The following is a 15,078-nucleotide window of genomic DNA, read 5'->3' on the forward strand; positions in this document are numbered from 1 at the left end:
GCCTCAATTCAGAATTCGTGATTCAACCTGCACCGGTTTGTTCGCCCGCAGCATCAAGCCCAGGCCCACGAACAACACCGGTACCACCATCGAGAAGTGCCGGGCGAAGGAGCCGAAGTCCGGCTCGAACAGGCCTTGCACCAGCAGAAACGCCAGCGGGATCGCGATCAGTTCCTTGGGTTTGGTCTGGATCGGCGCGCCTTTGTAATCGGTCGAAGTGATGACTTTGAACAGCAGCAACGCAGTCATGATCATCAACGCGACGAAGATCACCTGACCTGGCCCCGAGAGCAGAATCAGCTCCACCGGGAACGACAGCCGGAAGAAAATGATCATCGAGTCCAGCGCCTGCGAAACGAAGTCGCTGCCGCTGAGCCACGACACGATCAACGATTTCGAGCCCTCCTCGCCCGCCGTGCGCAGTTCGTTGTTACTGGCGCGAATCGATGACACCGGAAAGCCCAGGGCGAGCTGGATCGACATCGCCACCGCCAGATAAAACAGGAACAGCATCAGAAAGAACGTCGTGCGCGACACATACTTTTTCATCACACAGACGCCGACCCACGACAGCGAAAACAAAATCCAGTAAGGCCGGATCAGCACACCGTAGATCACTGCCGAGAGGAAAAATCCGCCGCGATATTTGCGCGTCAGCGAGCTGAGCAAAATGCTCAACACCGCCACCGAGACGATGATTTCCTTGGTCAGGTTCTCGAGGAAAAACGAACGCACAATGCCCCACAGACACAGGGTGCCGAAGATCGCCAACGGCATGCGCCGAAACACCACCACCGGTATCGCCGTGAGGAAAAAATTGCAGAACATGCCGTAGGCCCAGGCATTGGTCAGGTTGATCCCGGTGGGCCGCAGCAGGAATGCCGAACACTCGTAGGACGAGCGATCCGGCGAGAACGGGTTCCAGAAATTGCAGTTGTCGGCACGCGCGTAAGACGACCACAAGGTCATCGCATCCGGACCCGGATCACGCGGGATCAGCAGCGGCATGGCCACTGACAGAAACAGCCCGGTGAAGAGGATCAGGAACGACACATACGAATCGAGTCGCTTGCCACGAAACTCGATGCACGGCAGCTTCAGGCCCATGACAATGCGGCCTTTTTCGCCTGGGTCGCACGGGTCAGCACAGCAATCACCACAAGCTGCACGATGATCGCGAAGACATTGCCCCACGCCGCGCCGTAAATCGAATAATGCTTGATCAGCAGATAGCTGACCGGCACTGACACCAGCAGGCAAATCGCCGCACTGGCCAGCGACACCCGACTGTTTTTCGAGGCAATCAAACCGCCCCAGACAATGTCGCCAATCGCCCGTAAGGCGAAGGAAAAAATCAGCACGCCAAGAATGCCGTTATCCGGGCGCGGCACGCTGGTAGCGACGTAATCGAGCACCACGTTGAAAAACACATAGATCGCCACCGCCACCGCCGCCGACACCACCAGCGAGCGCATGACCCACTTGTTGATGAACAGTTGCTTGACCGTGAACGGCTGTTGATCCGCCTGAAAACGCTTGGCCAACAGCGGAATCCCGACCACCGCCACCACCGCGTAAGACAACGCCTGCAAGGTGTTCGCCGCCGACCATGCGTACACGTATTGACCCAGTTTGGCGTACGGTTCGAGGTCGGCGATCAGAAACCGCTCGGCGTACTGACTCAAGGCGATCAACCCGGTGCCGAGGTAAAACGGTAGTCCCGCTTTCCACACAGTGGCGGTGGCCAGTGTCCCGGCTTCTCGGCCGTGATGAACGTTCACCACGATCAAGTAACCGGCGATGATCACCAGCACGTTGGCGGCGACCCACAGCCACAATACGCTGGCGATTCCCGAGACCCAACCGAGCATCATCCCGCCCACCGCCAACACCGCCCAGAGACCGGTCTTGATGAAGAACAGCAATGCGCCGGCCGTGGCTTTCTGCGCGGAAAACACGAACGAGTTGATCTCGAACGACAGGTGCTCTGTGAGCAACACCAAGGTCACGCAGAGAATCAGCGTGGCGGTCGCTTCGACTGTCTGGAACAGCGAATAAATCAACACCGTTACCACCGACAGCACCAGCCCCACTGCCAGATACAGCAGCAGAACTTTATCGACCACGCGGCGAGAACTGCCGCCGACGCTGATCAAGCGGTTGATCTCGGAACTGAAACCGACGCTGTAGAACTTCGACGCAATCAGCGACGCCGCGACCACCACACCGTAAAAGCCCAGCGCCTCATAACCGAGGTAATGGGTGATCGCCAACACCAGCAAAAACTTCGCGCCTAACGCTCCGCCGCGAAGCAGCAGCCGAAATATCATCGAACGACACCCTTGATGATGTCGTCCATGGCCACGGTTTTCGCTTCGATTTCACGGCAGGTGTCAGTCAGGCGCTTGCCGAAATCCGACAGTGCATTCGGCGCGTAAACCGTGTTGATGATGGTGTCGACATTGATGTCGCCGCCGTTGATTACCCAATCTTCCACGCCCATGTCCTGATAGGCGCCGAAGCCTTTGCGTTCATAGCTGATGTGGTACGCCGGCACGCCGGAGAGCAGCGATTCGATGGCGCCGTGCAGACGCACGGAAATCACCAGGTCCGGTTGATACTTGGCAATCGTCGCCTTCAACGACAACAAGTCTTCGCTGATGCCCAGTTCGCGATAGAACGCGCCGTCATCGTTGCCGCGTACCGCGCTCTGCACGGCGCAGACCACTTTGCTTTTGTTCTTCAAACGCTGCAGCAGCAACTTCAGATTGGCCACGTAAGCGACTTTCTTTTCCTTGCTCCACTCCGGCGGCTTGCGCAGTACCACGCACACGGTGGCTGGCGAAGACGCGCAGCGGGTGAATTTTGCTTGCTGGAGGATTTTGCTCGCCAACGACTGCACGGCCAGATCCGGCGCGCGGTAGACGTTGGCGCAGGCATCGAAAATCGCCGAAGAGCGATTGTCGCGGACGAACACCGCATCAGCACTGGCGTAATGCTCGACGATCTTGCTGCTCTCGCCGTGGAACGGGCCAATGCTTTGCGGCAGGTACACCGACGGCACTTTGCTGAGGATCGCGGTTTCCAGTTGTTTGGCGTGGCCGAGTTTCAGCTTGATGTGTTCGAAAGCACTTTTCGAGCGCATGTAGCCGCCGCCGACACCGACGATCAGGTCGGTTTTCTTCAACAGATCCGCCAGCCCGGCGTAGGACTGATTAAGGAACACCGCTTGCTTGACCCGGCCCAAACCTTTGGCCGCCATCACCGGCGCGTCGAAACGCGGGTGCGGCAAGTAGCTGAAAGAGTCCGGATCGGAGGCCACGACACTGATCGCGGTGTCTTCACCAAAGTTGCGCTGCACCAGCGCGATGGCCAGATCGACGAGCAGACCGTCACCGGAGTTGGACGCACTGTAGCCATGCAAAATCGTTACGTTCATATGCTTGAGTTCTACTTAAAAAGTGGGAGCGCGATACAGGTCGTAGGTCTGGCGAATCATCAACGCGGCACTGAAACGCTCGCGGACGATGCTCCGACCTTGGTTGCCGAGGTCGAGCAGGCGCGGCTTCTGGATGATCGTCAGGACATCGGCCAGCGCCTTGTGATCACCGGACGGGAAGACATAACCGGAGACTTCATTGGTGACCAGTTCAGGCAGCGACGTGCAGTTGCTGGCGATCACCGGCAAGCCCATGGCCATGCCTTCCAGCGGCACCATGGCGAAACCTTCCCAGCGACTCGGCACGATCAGCGCATCGGCTTGCTGATACAGCGCCTGCACTTCGCTCGGCGTGACCCATGGCAGGTATTCAACAGAGTCCATCGGCGGGCACTCCACCGCGTCCTCGTTCACCGCGCTGCCGACCACGGTCAGCTTCAAGTCTTTGCGCTGCACATTGGCGAAGGCCTTGAGCAACACGTCGAAGCCTTTCTGGTAATCGAGACGACCGACAAAGAGCAGATGAATCGGCTCAGGACTCGCCGCTTTCGGCGCGTCATCCTTGCGGTGAATGCCGTTGTAGATCAGCTTCATGCGCTTGCGCTCGATGCCGAAGCGTGCGGCTTTGTCGAGTTCGTACTGGCTGACACAAATGATCACGTCGGTGACTTTCTGCAGTACTCGCTCGATCCACGCATAGACTTTCTGCTTGGTCGGCGAGCTTTCCATCAGGAACGAAAACGCGTGCGGGCAGTAGACGATTTTCGGCTTGCGCCACGGTCGCAGCAGCACACACACGCAACGGCCGATCACCCCGGAAAAGGTGCTGTGCAAATGCACCACGTCGGGTTTTTCCTTGAGCATGACCTGGGTCAGGCGCCAGGCGAAACGCAGCAACGACGGTACATTGCGCCCGGTGCGGGGAAAGGTGCGGATCTGTTGCTCGCCAATGCCGTGCAACTCTTTGGCCTGATCCTCCGGGACCAGATACACCAGCTCGTAGTTCGCCGCGTCGCCTTCCGGCGAAGCCGAAATCGTCCGGATCACCGTCGCGACGCCACCTTTGATCGTCTCTGCCACGTGCAGTATTTTTTTCACAAATCACCCACTTCAAACAGGAAAAAACAGTCGCTGACAGTCAGGATTTGTCGGACGCGTATTCGTAGTTGTAATAGCCGTAGCCGCCGTTGCCGTAGTAGCTGGCGGCGCGCTTCTCGACGCCGTTGAACACCGCGCCTTTGAGCTCGATGCCGTTCTGCGCGAAGCGGCGAATGGTCAGTTCGATCTCTTTGGCCGGGTTCACCCCGAAGCGCGTAACGATCAGGCTGATCCCGGCTTCACGGCCAACGATTGCCGCATCGGTCACCGCCAGCAGCGGCGGCGTATCGATGATCACCAGGTCGTAGCGCTCGCTCAGTTCCGCCAGCAGCTCGCGGAAGTTGGCGTGCATCAACAGTTCGGAAGGATTCGGCGGCACCTGACCACGACTGATGAAGTGCAGGTTGTCGACTTCGATTTTGTTGATCGCCTGATCGATACTGCAGCGCTTGACCAGCAGGTCGGACAAGCCGTTGGTGATCGGCGTGTTGAGGGTTTTGTGCAGGTGTCCTTTGCGCATGTCGGCATCGATCAGCACCACGCGCTGGCCGCTCAGGGCCATGACGGCGGCGAGGTTGGACGAGACGAAGGTCTTGCCGACCTGCGGGCTCGGCCCGGAAATCATGATGCGGTTGTTGGTCGAATCGAGCCCGGCGAAGTGCAGGCAGGTGCGCAGGCTGCGAATCGATTCGATCGACAGATCCGTCGGGTTACGCAGGGCCAGCAGGTACGCCGGTTTGTCGACACCGTCGCGGGCGCGGCCTTTTTTGTTGTCTTCTTCATCCTGCAAGGCGCTGTACGGAATCGACGCGTACACCGGCAAACCGAGTTGCTCGATGGCCTCCGGGCCTTCCAGACCACGGCTCAGGGATTTACGCAGCAGCACCAGCGCCACACCAACGAAGGCACCGAGGAAGGTGGCGATGATAACGATCAGAGCTTTTTTCGGTTTGACCGGACTGGTCAGGTCGACATCCGCCGCGTCGACCAGCCGCACGTTACCCACCGCGCCGGCACGGACGATGTCCAGCTCTTGGGATTTGTTCAGCAACTGCGTGTAGATCTGCGAGGCCACTTCGACATCGCGGGTCAGGTTGAGCAATTCCTGCTGCGTCGCGGGCAGATCACCGACTTTGCCTTCCAGCGATTTCTGTTGCTGGGTCAGTTCGCCAATCTGGCTCATCAACGCGCGATAGGCCGGGTGCTGTTTGGTGAACTTGCGATCCATCTCCGCCTGCTGCATTTTCAGCTCGGAGATCCGCGTTTCCAGCGCTACCGACTGACCGAGCACCGATTGGGTTTCCAGCGAGATGTTCACGGTCTTGCCGTGGGTCTGGTAGGCGTTCAACGCATCGCTGGCCTTGGCCAGATCACGCTTGACCTGCGGCAACTGGCTTTGCAGGAAAGCCAGACTCTGCGCCGCTTCCGCCGAGGTGCGACGCACGTTCTGATCGACGTACAGCGCAGCAATCTTGTTGAGGATCTTCACCGCTTCAGCGGCGTCGCTGCTGGCCAGCGCCAGTTTGATAATCCCCGATTCCTTGCCCTGCTCGGAGATGTCCAGCGCGTCCTGATAACCCTGAATGGTCACGATTCGCGGGTTGCGCACCACTTCGAAACGCGTACCTGGGTTAGCCAACAATTGAGTGATCTGCCCTTCTACGCCATCCTGCGCGAAGGCTTCGCCCGCCGTGCCTTCTACCAGCAGGTTGTCGTTGTCATCGAGCAACTGGAAGCGCTTTTGTTCGCCAGCAATCAGGGTGAGTTTCTTGCCCAACAGTTCTTTCGGCAGATTCAGCCGGGCAAACTCCAGGCGTTCACCACCCCAGGCGTAGCTGGTCAAACCGAAACGCGGCGCAGCGACGCTGGTCTCGGTCTCGCCGCGATAACGCCGGGCGAGAAAGCCGCCAATCATCGGGAAGGTGTTGGGGGTGACATCGATGTCCAGGCGCAAGTCGTCGACGGTTTTGCCGATCACCGCGCGGGATTTGATGATGCCGATTTCGGTCACCGACGGTGATTGCCCGCCGAGCATGCTATTGAGGTCGGAAAACCCTAGCATGTCGTTCTTTTTCGGCTCGACCTGCACCAGCGCATTGGCCAGGTACACGGGCGTGGCCAACACTGCATAGGCCACACCGGTGACCATAAAGGCGCCGGTGAGCGCCCCGATCAACCATTTCTGGTCGATCAAACTGCCGAATATGCCGAGAAGATCAATACTGTCTTGATCATTGTCGCGGGTGCCGATGACGGACGGTAACTGCATAAGTCTGTTCTTACCATTCATTGATCTGAAGAATATTTATCAACGCGCGAGGCGTTGCGCCCATGAGCTAACAGCATCTTCAATCAATGCATGGGCATGAATAAAAGCGGCCTTGCCTTGACGATACGGGTCTTGTATTTCGCGCTCGCTCTGCCACTTGCCGAGCAGAAACACTTTGCCTCTGGCGTGAGAGGCAATCTTCAGTACTTGATTAACATGCTGTTTTTCCATGACCAGAATCAGGTCTGATTCATTGACGATGTCGGCGGTCAGTTGCCGTGCCCTGAAGCCTTCGGCGCTATGCCCATGGTCTTCCAGCACTTGCCGGGCGGAAGCTTCGACACCCTCGCCAACCCGCGCCGACAGGCCTGCGGAGGAGACGGTGATCGCTGAAGGGGCCAGCGCGTTACGCAGCATCAGTTCTGCCGTCGGACTACGGCATATATTGCCCACGCAAACGACAAGGATCTTTCTGAACAAGGTTTTACTTTCCTGTGTAATGTCAAACGGCCAACATCTCGAGAGCAATTGAATGAACCCTCAAGATCTTCCTGCACTCAGAAATAGATTCGCCCTGTTAGTACCGAAGTATTAAGTACCACAGCGTTTAAAAGCCCCCCAACCACAATTAGCGGACTAAAAATAACTGTGATTTTCGAGTGATTGTTTTCCGACAAAAAATAACATTCGTGCACTAAGTGCCATTACCTCACTCGAAAATTGTGAAACGAGATCATTTATTCGCAGTTGTCACTTCTCTTCGGGAGAACAGACATGAAATCAACACCTCTCAAAAAACTCGGCGCTTTGGCGTTAATGATGGCGGGGGCTACGACCCAGCTTCACGCCAGCGAGCTGTTTCCCAACCTTCCGGCCAAGAACATCGGCGTACAAGTAAAGATCCAGAACTTCACGGCCGCCGACGCCGCGCAGATCAAATCGGCTGGCTTCGGGTTTGTCCGCTTCGGTGTGTGGAGCGACAGCCTGACGGCCAAGGCTTATCAGAAACAGGTCAGCGACGCCTTTGCGGTGGCGCAATCGGCGAGCCTGCCGGTGTTGCTGACGGTCCGCGCGATCAAGCCGTTACCGGCCACATCGAGCGCAGAGCTGACCTCCGCCGGTGAAGGCTTCGGCAACGCCGTGACAGGGCTGCAACAGTCGTACGGCAAGCAACTGGTGGCGATCGAGCTATGGAATGAACCCGATCTGGAAACCTACTGGCCGACAGGCAAGTTCGACACGACGTTTGTGCCGTTCATGAGCGGCGTGTGCAAGGCGTTGCAGGCGCAACCGCCATCGACACCGGTGATCGGCTACGGCTTCGCCCGCCCACCTAGCGCCGGCTCGGCTTCAACCGTGGCGCTGAACCGCATCGTCAGCGAATATCCCAAATGCCTGAGCGCGGTGTCCTATCACCCCTACGGCATGACCGCCACGCAGATCAGCAACGCGCAAAACTTCATTCAGCAAAACTTCCATCTGCCGGGGATCATCAGTGAATGGGGGATTTCGGCGCTCACCTCCAATGGCGGGCCGGAAGGACAAGCGAGCAAGATCAACGCGTTTATTGGCGATGTTAAAAAACTCAATATCCCGCTGACCTCCATCTACGAATGGAAGAACAGCGATTCCGGCAGTAACGATCGCGAGAAGAACTTCGGCCTGCTGACTTCTGACGGCCAGCCGAAACCGGCGCGCATGTCGGTCGAAGCCCTGTTGAACGCCGGGTAGTCCTGCGCAACCGATCTGTACGCAGGTCGGTTGCTTTGAACCTGTTGGCCGTTTTGGCATCGTATTCATCGATACCGCGCCCCGCCTTTCAAACAATTGTTTTCAGGTTGTTGCCGCAGGGGCCATCGATACACGCACCTACCCTTGAGTGGCCGTCAGCGCTCGGGTAATGTCATCAGACCCATAGGACAGAGCACGCCCATGACTTCCAAGCTGGAACAACTCAAACAATTCACCACCGTGGTTGCCGACACCGGCGACTTCGAAGCGATCGCCCGAGTCAAACCGGTCGACGCCACCACCAACCCTTCCCTGCTGCTCAAAGCGGCGGCCATTCCGGCCTACGCCGAGCTGCTGAACGCCTGCGTCAGCGACTGCAAGGGCGATGTCGGCCTGGCCAGTGACCGTTTCGGCGTCGCGGTGGGTCAGGAAATTCTCAAAGTGATCCCGGGCCGTATTTCCACCGAAGTGGATGCGCGCCTGTCGTTCGACAAGGATGCCGTGCTGAAACGCGCACATCGCTTGATCGAGCTGTACGACAAGGCCGGTATCGGTCGTGATCGCGTACTGATCAAGATCGCCTCGACCTGGGAAGGCATCCGCGCCGCCGAAGTATTGGAAAAGGAAGGCATTCAGACCAACCTGACCCTGCTGTTCTCCTTCGCACAGGCTGCCGCGTGCGCCGACGCGGGTGTGTTCCTGATTTCGCCATTCGTGGGCCGCATCTACGACTGGTACAAGAAGGCCAATGGCAACGACTACACCGGCGCCGATGATCCGGGCGTGCAGTCGGTTACCCGCATCTACAATTACTACAAGTCCAATGACTACAAAACTGTGGTCATGGGCGCGAGCTTCCGTAACCTCAATCAGATCGAGCAACTGGCCGGCTGCGACCGCCTGACCATCAGCCCGGACCTGATCGACAAGCTGGCGGCCGATACCGGCAAGCTGGAGCGCAAACTGGCCCCAGGCAACGCCGGTGAAGCCCGTCTGAGCCTCAATGAAGCGCAGTTCCGCTGGTTGTCCAACGAAGACGCGATGGCCACCGAGAAACTGGCAGAGGGCATTCGTCAGTTTGCTCGCGACCAGGAGAAGCTTGAGGCGCTGTTGCAGGCCAAGCTGTGATTTGAGTGGGTGAAATGCAAAAAGGGCGAACCTTCACAGGTTCGCCCTTTTTTGTGTGCGCTGGATTACATCAGTGTTCTTGCGAGAGCTATCGCGAGCAGGCTCACTCCTACAGGGGATCTGTGGTCTGATCGCGATTGTGTGTCGAATGAAGAACCCTGTAGGAGTGAGCCTGCTCGCGATGAGGCCAGCAGGGCCTACCCTCAATTCAGCGGATCAATGCCGCTCGAGGGCATTCACCAGATCATGAAACGCTTCACGATTGGAATCGTTGAGGCCCATGAGGATCTTGTGCGCTTCGAGCACCTTGATCCGCACCACTTCTTCCGACTGGTCCTGATCCGGCAGGTCGTCCAGGCACTCCGGGCATGGCACCGGGTGGTTGACGATGTTGAACACCTGCTCGAAGCCCATCGACTGCAGCAGACGGGTGATGTCTTCGTGGGTGGTGACGACGGTCGGCAGCAGGCCGACCTTCTGCCGCGACAGGATCGACAGTTTGGCTAACAGGCCCAATGTCGTGCTGTCGATGCTGCGGGTTTCGGTCAAATCGATCACGATCGCGTTGAAATTCAGCGCGGTGAAGATTTTCTCAATAGTCGCATCCAACGCCGAACACAGGGTCAGGCGAACTTCACCGACGAACTTCAGGACGAAGGTGCCGTCCTGCTCGGCGAACTGGATTCTACCGGTACTCATTAAAGATTCCTGCTCAACACCAACAGGGCGATATCATCCGGCATCTCCCCTAGCGTGGCCAATCCAAACACTTGCCGCAGACCATCCAGGCTGCCGCCCGCCGACTTCACCCGTTGAGGCAAAGCGGCTTCTTTTTCTTTGAGCGTAGGTTCTGGCAAAAGATCCAGAATGCCATCGGACATCAGCGTCAGGCTGAATGTCGGCGGCAGCTCAAGCACGTGGTCTTCGTAGGTGGCTTCATTGAACAGCCCCACCGGCAGACCACGCCCTTCGAGATAACGAACACTGTCAGGCGTGTACAACACAGGCAACGGCAGATGGCCGCCGATGCTATAGGTCAACAAACCGGTCTCCTCGTCGATGACTCCACCGACCATTGTGACGTGTTTACCCAGCTTACAACTGATCAGCCCCCGGTTGATATGACCAAGGACTTCCGAAGGCTTGAATTCCGGCAATGTGCCGTTGCGCTTGGATTCGAACAGCAAGCGCGTGGTCATGAACTTCAGCAGCACGGTGACGAAGGCTGAAGAGGCGCCATGACCGGAGACGTCCGCCAGGTAAAACGCGACCCGGCGCTCGTCGACACGGAAATAGTCGACAAAATCACCCGAAAGGTACAACGACGGGATGATCTGGTGCGCGAACTTGAACTCGTCGATGCTCCACGGGCTTTCCGGCAGCATGTTCATCTGCACCTGGCGACCGGCGTTCTGGTCTTCCTGGAGCAGGTTGAGGCTGGCCTCAAGCTCGCGGTTGGCCTTTTCCAGCTTCTCGCGGTAGCGCTGGTTTTCCACCAGCAGGCGCGCACGATCCAGGGCCCGGCGCACAGAGTGCTCGAGCACAGCCAGATCTTCGAGAGGCTTGATCAGGTAGTCCGCCGCGCCCAGGCGCAGAGCCTCGACCGCGTCGTTCATCACGCCGGCACCCGACACCACGATCACCGGCGTCTGCGGTGAACGCTCGGTAACCTGACGGATCAGTTCGAGACCGCCCATCTGCGGCATGCGCAGATCGCAGATGACCAAGTCGGGCTGTTCTTGCTCGAATACCTGAAGACCCTGTTGGCCGTTGCTGGCCTGCAGGACGCTGAAACCACTGTCTTCCAAATAGGCCGCGAGGCTCGCGCGCACTACTTCGTCATCATCGATTATCAGCAGCGTGGCACTGGTTTTTGGCATGTGGGCAAACGGCGCCAGAATTAGGTTGGCGTAGTTGGCGGGGCATCGGGCCCTGCGCAGACTACTGGATTCGCTTTCTAGCCTCTCTGCTGCACCGCTTTCGAGCATTGTCTGCAAACGCGGTTACATCAGAGGTGCCCTTCTAAGGCGCAGACGGTACTCCCATCCGCAGAGCGTTTCAAGCATGCGCCGATGGTCGCTTGACGACTTTACTTGTCAAATCACCGAGAGTTATAAGAACAGCTCAAACCGTAACCCAATGGAAGGACGTAACCATGAGTCAAACCAGTCGGGACTACAGCGAAAAGCGCGATTTCATCCGCATGCGGGTCGATGCCGATATCGTGTTGATTCATGAAGGCGATCAGATTTCAGGGGTGTGCATCGACCTCTCCAGCAGTGGCATGCAGGTCGAAGCGCCGCGTCGGTTCGCGGTCGGCGACCGTTTGAGCGTACGCATCGACTCCGATCTCGCCGCACTCCGCGGCCTTGAGGCAGAGACCGAAGTGGTCTGGGTCAGTGCACAGGATGGCGGCGGCCAAAAGCTCGGCCTGACCATCCTGAAGATGAAATAGCTACACACAAAAAAGGCGACCCTGAGGTCGCCTTTGTTTTTATCGGTCGAGATTAAAAATCGTCTTCGACCTGGCCATCCTTCACCTTGAACTCACGGTTCTGCAAGTAGGCATTGCGGATGAAGGTGTATTTGTCGCCGCTGATCAGCTTCTCGCTAGACAACAGGCTGGCGCGGGTATCGACGATGTTCAGACCGAAGATCGAGTTACGCGTAGGCACGTGGTCGATGTAGCGGTACATACCGGTGTAGCTGTCGACGTATTTAGACGGTGCGTCACGCAAGGTGCTCGGACCCATCAGCGGCAGCATCACATACGGACCGCTGCCGACGCCCCAGTAACCGAGGGTCTGACCGAAGTCTTCGTCGCTACGATTCAGGCCCATCTTGGTGCCGACATCGAAGAAACCGAGCAGGCCGAAGGTGGTGTTGAAGATCAGGCGAGCGGTGTCGACGCCAGCGGCAGCCGGTTTGGCTTGCAGGATGTTGTTGGCAAGGTTGGTGACGTCACCGACGTTGCGAAACATGTTGTGGATGCCGTCTTCGAGGAACTGCGGTGTGACGAACTCATAGCCCTGCGCCAATGGCTTCAGCGCGTAAGTATCAACGAAGTCGTTGAACTGGAAAATTGGACGGTTAACGCTTTCCCAAGGGTCTTCTTCCGTTGCCGCCTGAGTGGCGAACGGAGCCAGCAACAGGCCGGCACATAAACAAAGCTGAGCGAGCGGATTGCTCCAGCGCATAGAAAAACTCCTTGGAATGGTACTGTCGCGGACCTCTGGGCCCGGCTATTCAGGTCGCTAGTATAAGCGTAAAAGCCCGTTTGGACAGTCCGCGCAATGCAGCAGTCTGTAGGACGCTTCGTGCATCGCCCTTCACACCGCTGTCATCCAACTGTCACTGATACGCCCTAGCCTGATCGTTATTTCAGGGATGTTGCCATGACACACGCCGAAACCTTGCCCGTCGCCGCGCCCAGACTGACCGCGGTACTGTTTGGACTCAGCGGTTGCCTGGTGGATTTCGGTGCCCGTGCCCGGCAACAGACGATCGCCCTGCCTGAATACGCTGAAGCCACACCAGGCGCATTCGACAGTTTGCACAGTTTGCAGCGCCAGCAGATTCCCTGTGTCTGGCTGGATGAACTGCCCCCTGCCCTCGCCCGGTCCTTGTCGGCCTCACTGCCGGCGTGGATCAAACCTGCGCAACATTCGGCAACAATCAATCCATGGCCTGCACCGAACGCTTGCTGGCAGGCCCTGATGGACCTGAACGTCAGCAGTCTGGACGGCTGCGTATTGGTCAGTGGTGAGCCGCGCTTGCTCCAATCGGGCCTTAACGCCGGTCTGTGGACGATCGGTCTCGCCTCCTGCGGCTCGCTGTGCGGCCTGGCGCCGGGCGAATGGCAAGCGCTGAGCCAGAAAGAACGCGAACAACTGCGTGGCAAGGCGACGATGCAGTTGTTCGGCCTCGGCGTGCATTCGGTTATCGATCACTTGGGTGAACTCGACACCTGCCTGGCCGACATCAGCCTGCGCCGTCACAAAGGCGAAAAGCCCTGATCGGGATCATGCAGGTTTGCCGGGAGTGGATTAATCTAAAGGTCAGCCATAGACCTTTGGCGCGCGGCTGCGGTCAATGCCAGTGCCTATTGATAAAAGGAAAACACCATGCCCGCCCAAGAACTGCAAAAACAGCTCGATACCCTGCGCGAGCAGCTGGAGCAGAATCCGCCGCTGTCGGAAGCCGAGCGTGAGGATTTGCATGCGCTGATGGCGCAGATTGAATCCGAAATTCAACTGGAGACTGCCACTCAAGACGCCAGCATCGCTGACGGCGTCAATCTGGCGGTTGATCGCTTTGAACTCGAACATCCGGCCATTGCCGGCACCCTGCGCAACATCGTTAATGCGCTGGGCAGCATGGGGATCTGATTCTCCCCGAAACGCAAAAAGCCCTGCCAGCGATGGCAGGGCTTTTTCATTTCAACTTTGGCAATGCGTTCCCCTGTAGGAGTGAGCCTGCTCGCGATAGCGGTGTGTCAGTTAACATCATCGTCAACTGACACACCGCTATCGCGAGCAGGCTCACTCCTACAGTTGATCTTTATTGACGCACGAGGCGGTGATTCGGCAGCTGTACGCTTTCGGTGCTGCGATATGGGTTGATGTCCAATCCACCGCGACGCACGTAACGTGCAAACACCGTCAGCTTTTCTGGTTTCAGCAAGCGCTGCAAGTCGAGGAAAATCCGCTCAACACACTGCTCATGGAAGTCCGAGTGCTGGCGGAAGCTGACGATGTATTCGAGCAAACTGGCGTGATCCAGTGCCGATCCACGATATTCCACCACCACCGTGCCCCAGTCCGGCTGACTGGTCACCGGGCAATTGGATTTGAGCAGATGGCTATACACCGTCTCCTCGACAATCCGCGACTCATCGCAACGCAGCAGTTCCGGGCGCGGATGCTCGTAGTTGCTGACGCTGATATCCAGATCATCGATGCACACGCCCGGCAACGCCACAACGCCTTCCGCTTCAACGTCCTTGAGGCTGCGAACGCGCACCCCCACCGGTTTGCCGGCGGCGGCCGACAGATCCTTGATCAGGGTCGCTTCCAAGGACGCCACGTCGGCAAACGCCGTCTGGTTCAGCGAGTTCAAATACAGCTTGAACGACTTCGACTCGATGATATTCGGCGAATCCGCCGGGATGCTGAATTCGCCGATCGCCACCACTGGCTTGCCGGATGGCAACAGCCACGACAGCTCGAAGCAGTTCCAGAAATCCACACCTTTATACGGCAGGGTGTCGGCGGTCAGGCCCAGCTCGGCCCATTTCGCGGTGCGCGGAATCGGGAACAGCAAGGACGGCGTGTACGTGGCGATGTATTCGCTGGATTTGCCCAGCGGCGAATGTTCGGCTGCGGGATGCATGGCGGAAACCTGACTGAATAAT

Annotated in this window: 15 protein-coding genes; 5 read left to right on the top strand and 10 right to left on the bottom strand. The window is 57.9% G+C overall.

All coding sequences use genetic code 11. The features are described 5' to 3' along the window. Positions 1-3 precede the first annotated feature (3 nt). The 6 genes from ACZZ0A_RS15950 to ACZZ0A_RS15975 are packed head-to-tail and all read right to left on the bottom strand — an operon-like array spanning position 4 to position 7,286. A complete protein-coding gene (locus ACZZ0A_RS15950) occupies positions 4-1,107 on the bottom strand; it encodes a hypothetical protein (protein WP_016986717.1) in 1,104 nt (367 codons plus the stop codon). Further along, positions 1,098-2,330 (bottom strand): MATE family efflux transporter, encoded by a 1,233-nt coding sequence (locus tag ACZZ0A_RS15955; RefSeq protein WP_095114316.1) that lies wholly within the window; start codon positions 2,328-2,330, stop codon positions 1,098-1,100. The genes ACZZ0A_RS15950 and ACZZ0A_RS15955 overlap by 10 nt, the downstream gene beginning before the upstream one ends. Continuing rightward, positions 2,327-3,439: a polysaccharide pyruvyl transferase family protein gene (locus ACZZ0A_RS15960; RefSeq protein WP_095114315.1), complete on the bottom strand. Its 1,113-nt coding sequence runs from the start codon at positions 3,437-3,439 to the stop codon at positions 2,327-2,329. Before ACZZ0A_RS15960 ends, ACZZ0A_RS15955 begins: the two co-directional genes overlap by 4 nt. A gap of 15 nt (positions 3,440-3,454) precedes the next feature. Continuing rightward, positions 3,455-4,537 (bottom strand): glycosyltransferase, encoded by a 1,083-nt coding sequence (locus ACZZ0A_RS15965; RefSeq protein ID WP_463543447.1) that lies wholly within the window; start codon positions 4,535-4,537, stop codon positions 3,455-3,457. A gap of 40 nt (positions 4,538-4,577) precedes the next feature. Further along, on the bottom strand, positions 4,578-6,806 hold the full coding sequence (locus tag ACZZ0A_RS15970) for a polysaccharide biosynthesis tyrosine autokinase (protein WP_007910534.1): 2,229 nt from the start codon (positions 6,804-6,806) through the stop codon (positions 4,578-4,580). A gap of 39 nt (positions 6,807-6,845) precedes the next feature. Next, positions 6,846-7,286 (bottom strand): low molecular weight protein-tyrosine-phosphatase, encoded by a 441-nt coding sequence (locus tag ACZZ0A_RS15975; protein ID WP_007910532.1) that lies wholly within the window; start codon positions 7,284-7,286, stop codon positions 6,846-6,848. A 294-nt stretch (positions 7,287-7,580) separates the two neighbouring features. On the opposite strand from ACZZ0A_RS15975, the gene ACZZ0A_RS15980 reads away from it, so the two are divergent. Both ACZZ0A_RS15980 and tal read left to right on the top strand, forming a co-directional pair. Then, positions 7,581-8,537, top strand: coding sequence for a glycosyl hydrolase family 5 (locus ACZZ0A_RS15980; RefSeq protein WP_123377048.1), 957 nt, complete (start codon positions 7,581-7,583; stop codon positions 8,535-8,537). A 201-nt stretch (positions 8,538-8,738) separates the two neighbouring features. Next, the gene (gene tal / locus ACZZ0A_RS15985; RefSeq protein WP_007910528.1) at positions 8,739-9,665 is read left to right on the top strand and encodes a transaldolase; all 927 of its coding nucleotides are present in this window, start codon (positions 8,739-8,741) and stop codon (positions 9,663-9,665) included. Positions 9,666-9,881: 216 nt separating this feature from the next. Here tal and rssC read toward each other — a convergent pair whose 3' ends face one another. Next, positions 9,882-10,364 (bottom strand): anti-sigma factor antagonist RssC, encoded by a 483-nt coding sequence (gene rssC, locus ACZZ0A_RS15990; protein WP_003226553.1) that lies wholly within the window; start codon positions 10,362-10,364, stop codon positions 9,882-9,884. Next, positions 10,364-11,545: a two-component system response regulator RssB gene (gene rssB, locus ACZZ0A_RS15995; protein WP_042705031.1), complete on the bottom strand. Its 1,182-nt coding sequence runs from the start codon at positions 11,543-11,545 to the stop codon at positions 10,364-10,366. Before rssB ends, rssC begins: the two co-directional genes overlap by 1 nt. Before the next feature lie 275 nt (positions 11,546-11,820). On the opposite strand from rssB, the gene ACZZ0A_RS16000 reads away from it, so the two are divergent. After that, positions 11,821-12,120 (top strand): PilZ domain-containing protein, encoded by a 300-nt coding sequence (locus ACZZ0A_RS16000; protein ID WP_123377049.1) that lies wholly within the window; start codon positions 11,821-11,823, stop codon positions 12,118-12,120. Positions 12,121-12,172: 52 nt separating this feature from the next. On the opposite strand, the gene ACZZ0A_RS16005 is transcribed toward ACZZ0A_RS16000, so the two are convergent. Continuing rightward, positions 12,173-12,862 (bottom strand): MlaA family lipoprotein, encoded by a 690-nt coding sequence (locus ACZZ0A_RS16005; RefSeq protein ID WP_007910522.1) that lies wholly within the window; start codon positions 12,860-12,862, stop codon positions 12,173-12,175. A gap of 198 nt (positions 12,863-13,060) precedes the next feature. Here ACZZ0A_RS16005 and ACZZ0A_RS16010 point away from each other — a divergent pair, with 198 nt between their 5' ends. Next, entirely contained in the window at positions 13,061-13,681 is a 621-nt protein-coding gene (locus ACZZ0A_RS16010) for an HAD family phosphatase (protein ID WP_463543448.1), read from the top strand. 108 nt (positions 13,682-13,789) lie between these two features. After that, positions 13,790-14,053: a DUF4404 family protein gene (locus ACZZ0A_RS16015; protein ID WP_007910520.1), complete on the top strand. Its 264-nt coding sequence runs from the start codon at positions 13,790-13,792 to the stop codon at positions 14,051-14,053. A gap of 172 nt (positions 14,054-14,225) precedes the next feature. Here ACZZ0A_RS16015 and queF read toward each other — a convergent pair whose 3' ends face one another. Then, complete coding sequence (gene queF / locus ACZZ0A_RS16020; RefSeq protein ID WP_414915694.1) at positions 14,226-15,056, bottom strand: NADPH-dependent 7-cyano-7-deazaguanine reductase QueF; 831 nt, start codon at positions 15,054-15,056, stop codon at positions 14,226-14,228. Between the last annotated feature and the right edge of the window lie 22 nt (positions 15,057-15,078).

The sequence above is a fragment of the Pseudomonas sp. AC242 genome (assembly GCF_979258655.1).

Bases quoted from the DNA above. Each gene is read 5' to 3' on its own strand.
- ACZZ0A_RS15950 (WP_016986717.1), bottom strand. From the start codon at position 1,107: ATGGGCCTGAAGCTGCCGTGCATCGAGTTTCGTGGCAAGCGACTCGAT.
- ACZZ0A_RS16005 (WP_007910522.1), bottom strand. From the start codon at position 12,862: ATGCGCTGGAGCAATCCGCTCGCTCAGCTTTGTTTATGTGCCGGCCTG.
- tal (WP_007910528.1), top strand. From the start codon at position 8,739: ATGACTTCCAAGCTGGAACAACTCAAACAATTCACCACCGTGGTTGCC.
- rssC (WP_003226553.1), bottom strand. From the start codon at position 10,364: ATGAGTACCGGTAGAATCCAGTTCGCCGAGCAGGACGGCACCTTCGTC.
- ACZZ0A_RS15980 (WP_123377048.1), top strand. From the start codon at position 7,581: ATGAAATCAACACCTCTCAAAAAACTCGGCGCTTTGGCGTTAATGATG.
- ACZZ0A_RS16010 (WP_463543448.1), top strand. From the start codon at position 13,061: ATGACACACGCCGAAACCTTGCCCGTCGCCGCGCCCAGACTGACCGCG.
- ACZZ0A_RS15970 (WP_007910534.1), bottom strand. From the start codon at position 6,806: ATGCAGTTACCGTCCGTCATCGGCACCCGCGACAATGATCAAGACAGT.
- ACZZ0A_RS15955 (WP_095114316.1), bottom strand. From the start codon at position 2,330: ATGATATTTCGGCTGCTGCTTCGCGGCGGAGCGTTAGGCGCGAAGTTT.
- ACZZ0A_RS16015 (WP_007910520.1), top strand. From the start codon at position 13,790: ATGCCCGCCCAAGAACTGCAAAAACAGCTCGATACCCTGCGCGAGCAG.
- rssB (WP_042705031.1), bottom strand. From the start codon at position 11,545: ATGCCAAAAACCAGTGCCACGCTGCTGATAATCGATGATGACGAAGTA.
- ACZZ0A_RS16000 (WP_123377049.1), top strand. From the start codon at position 11,821: ATGAGTCAAACCAGTCGGGACTACAGCGAAAAGCGCGATTTCATCCGC.
- queF (WP_414915694.1), bottom strand. From the start codon at position 15,056: ATGCATCCCGCAGCCGAACATTCGCCGCTGGGCAAATCCAGCGAATAC.
- ACZZ0A_RS15960 (WP_095114315.1), bottom strand. From the start codon at position 3,439: ATGAACGTAACGATTTTGCATGGCTACAGTGCGTCCAACTCCGGTGAC.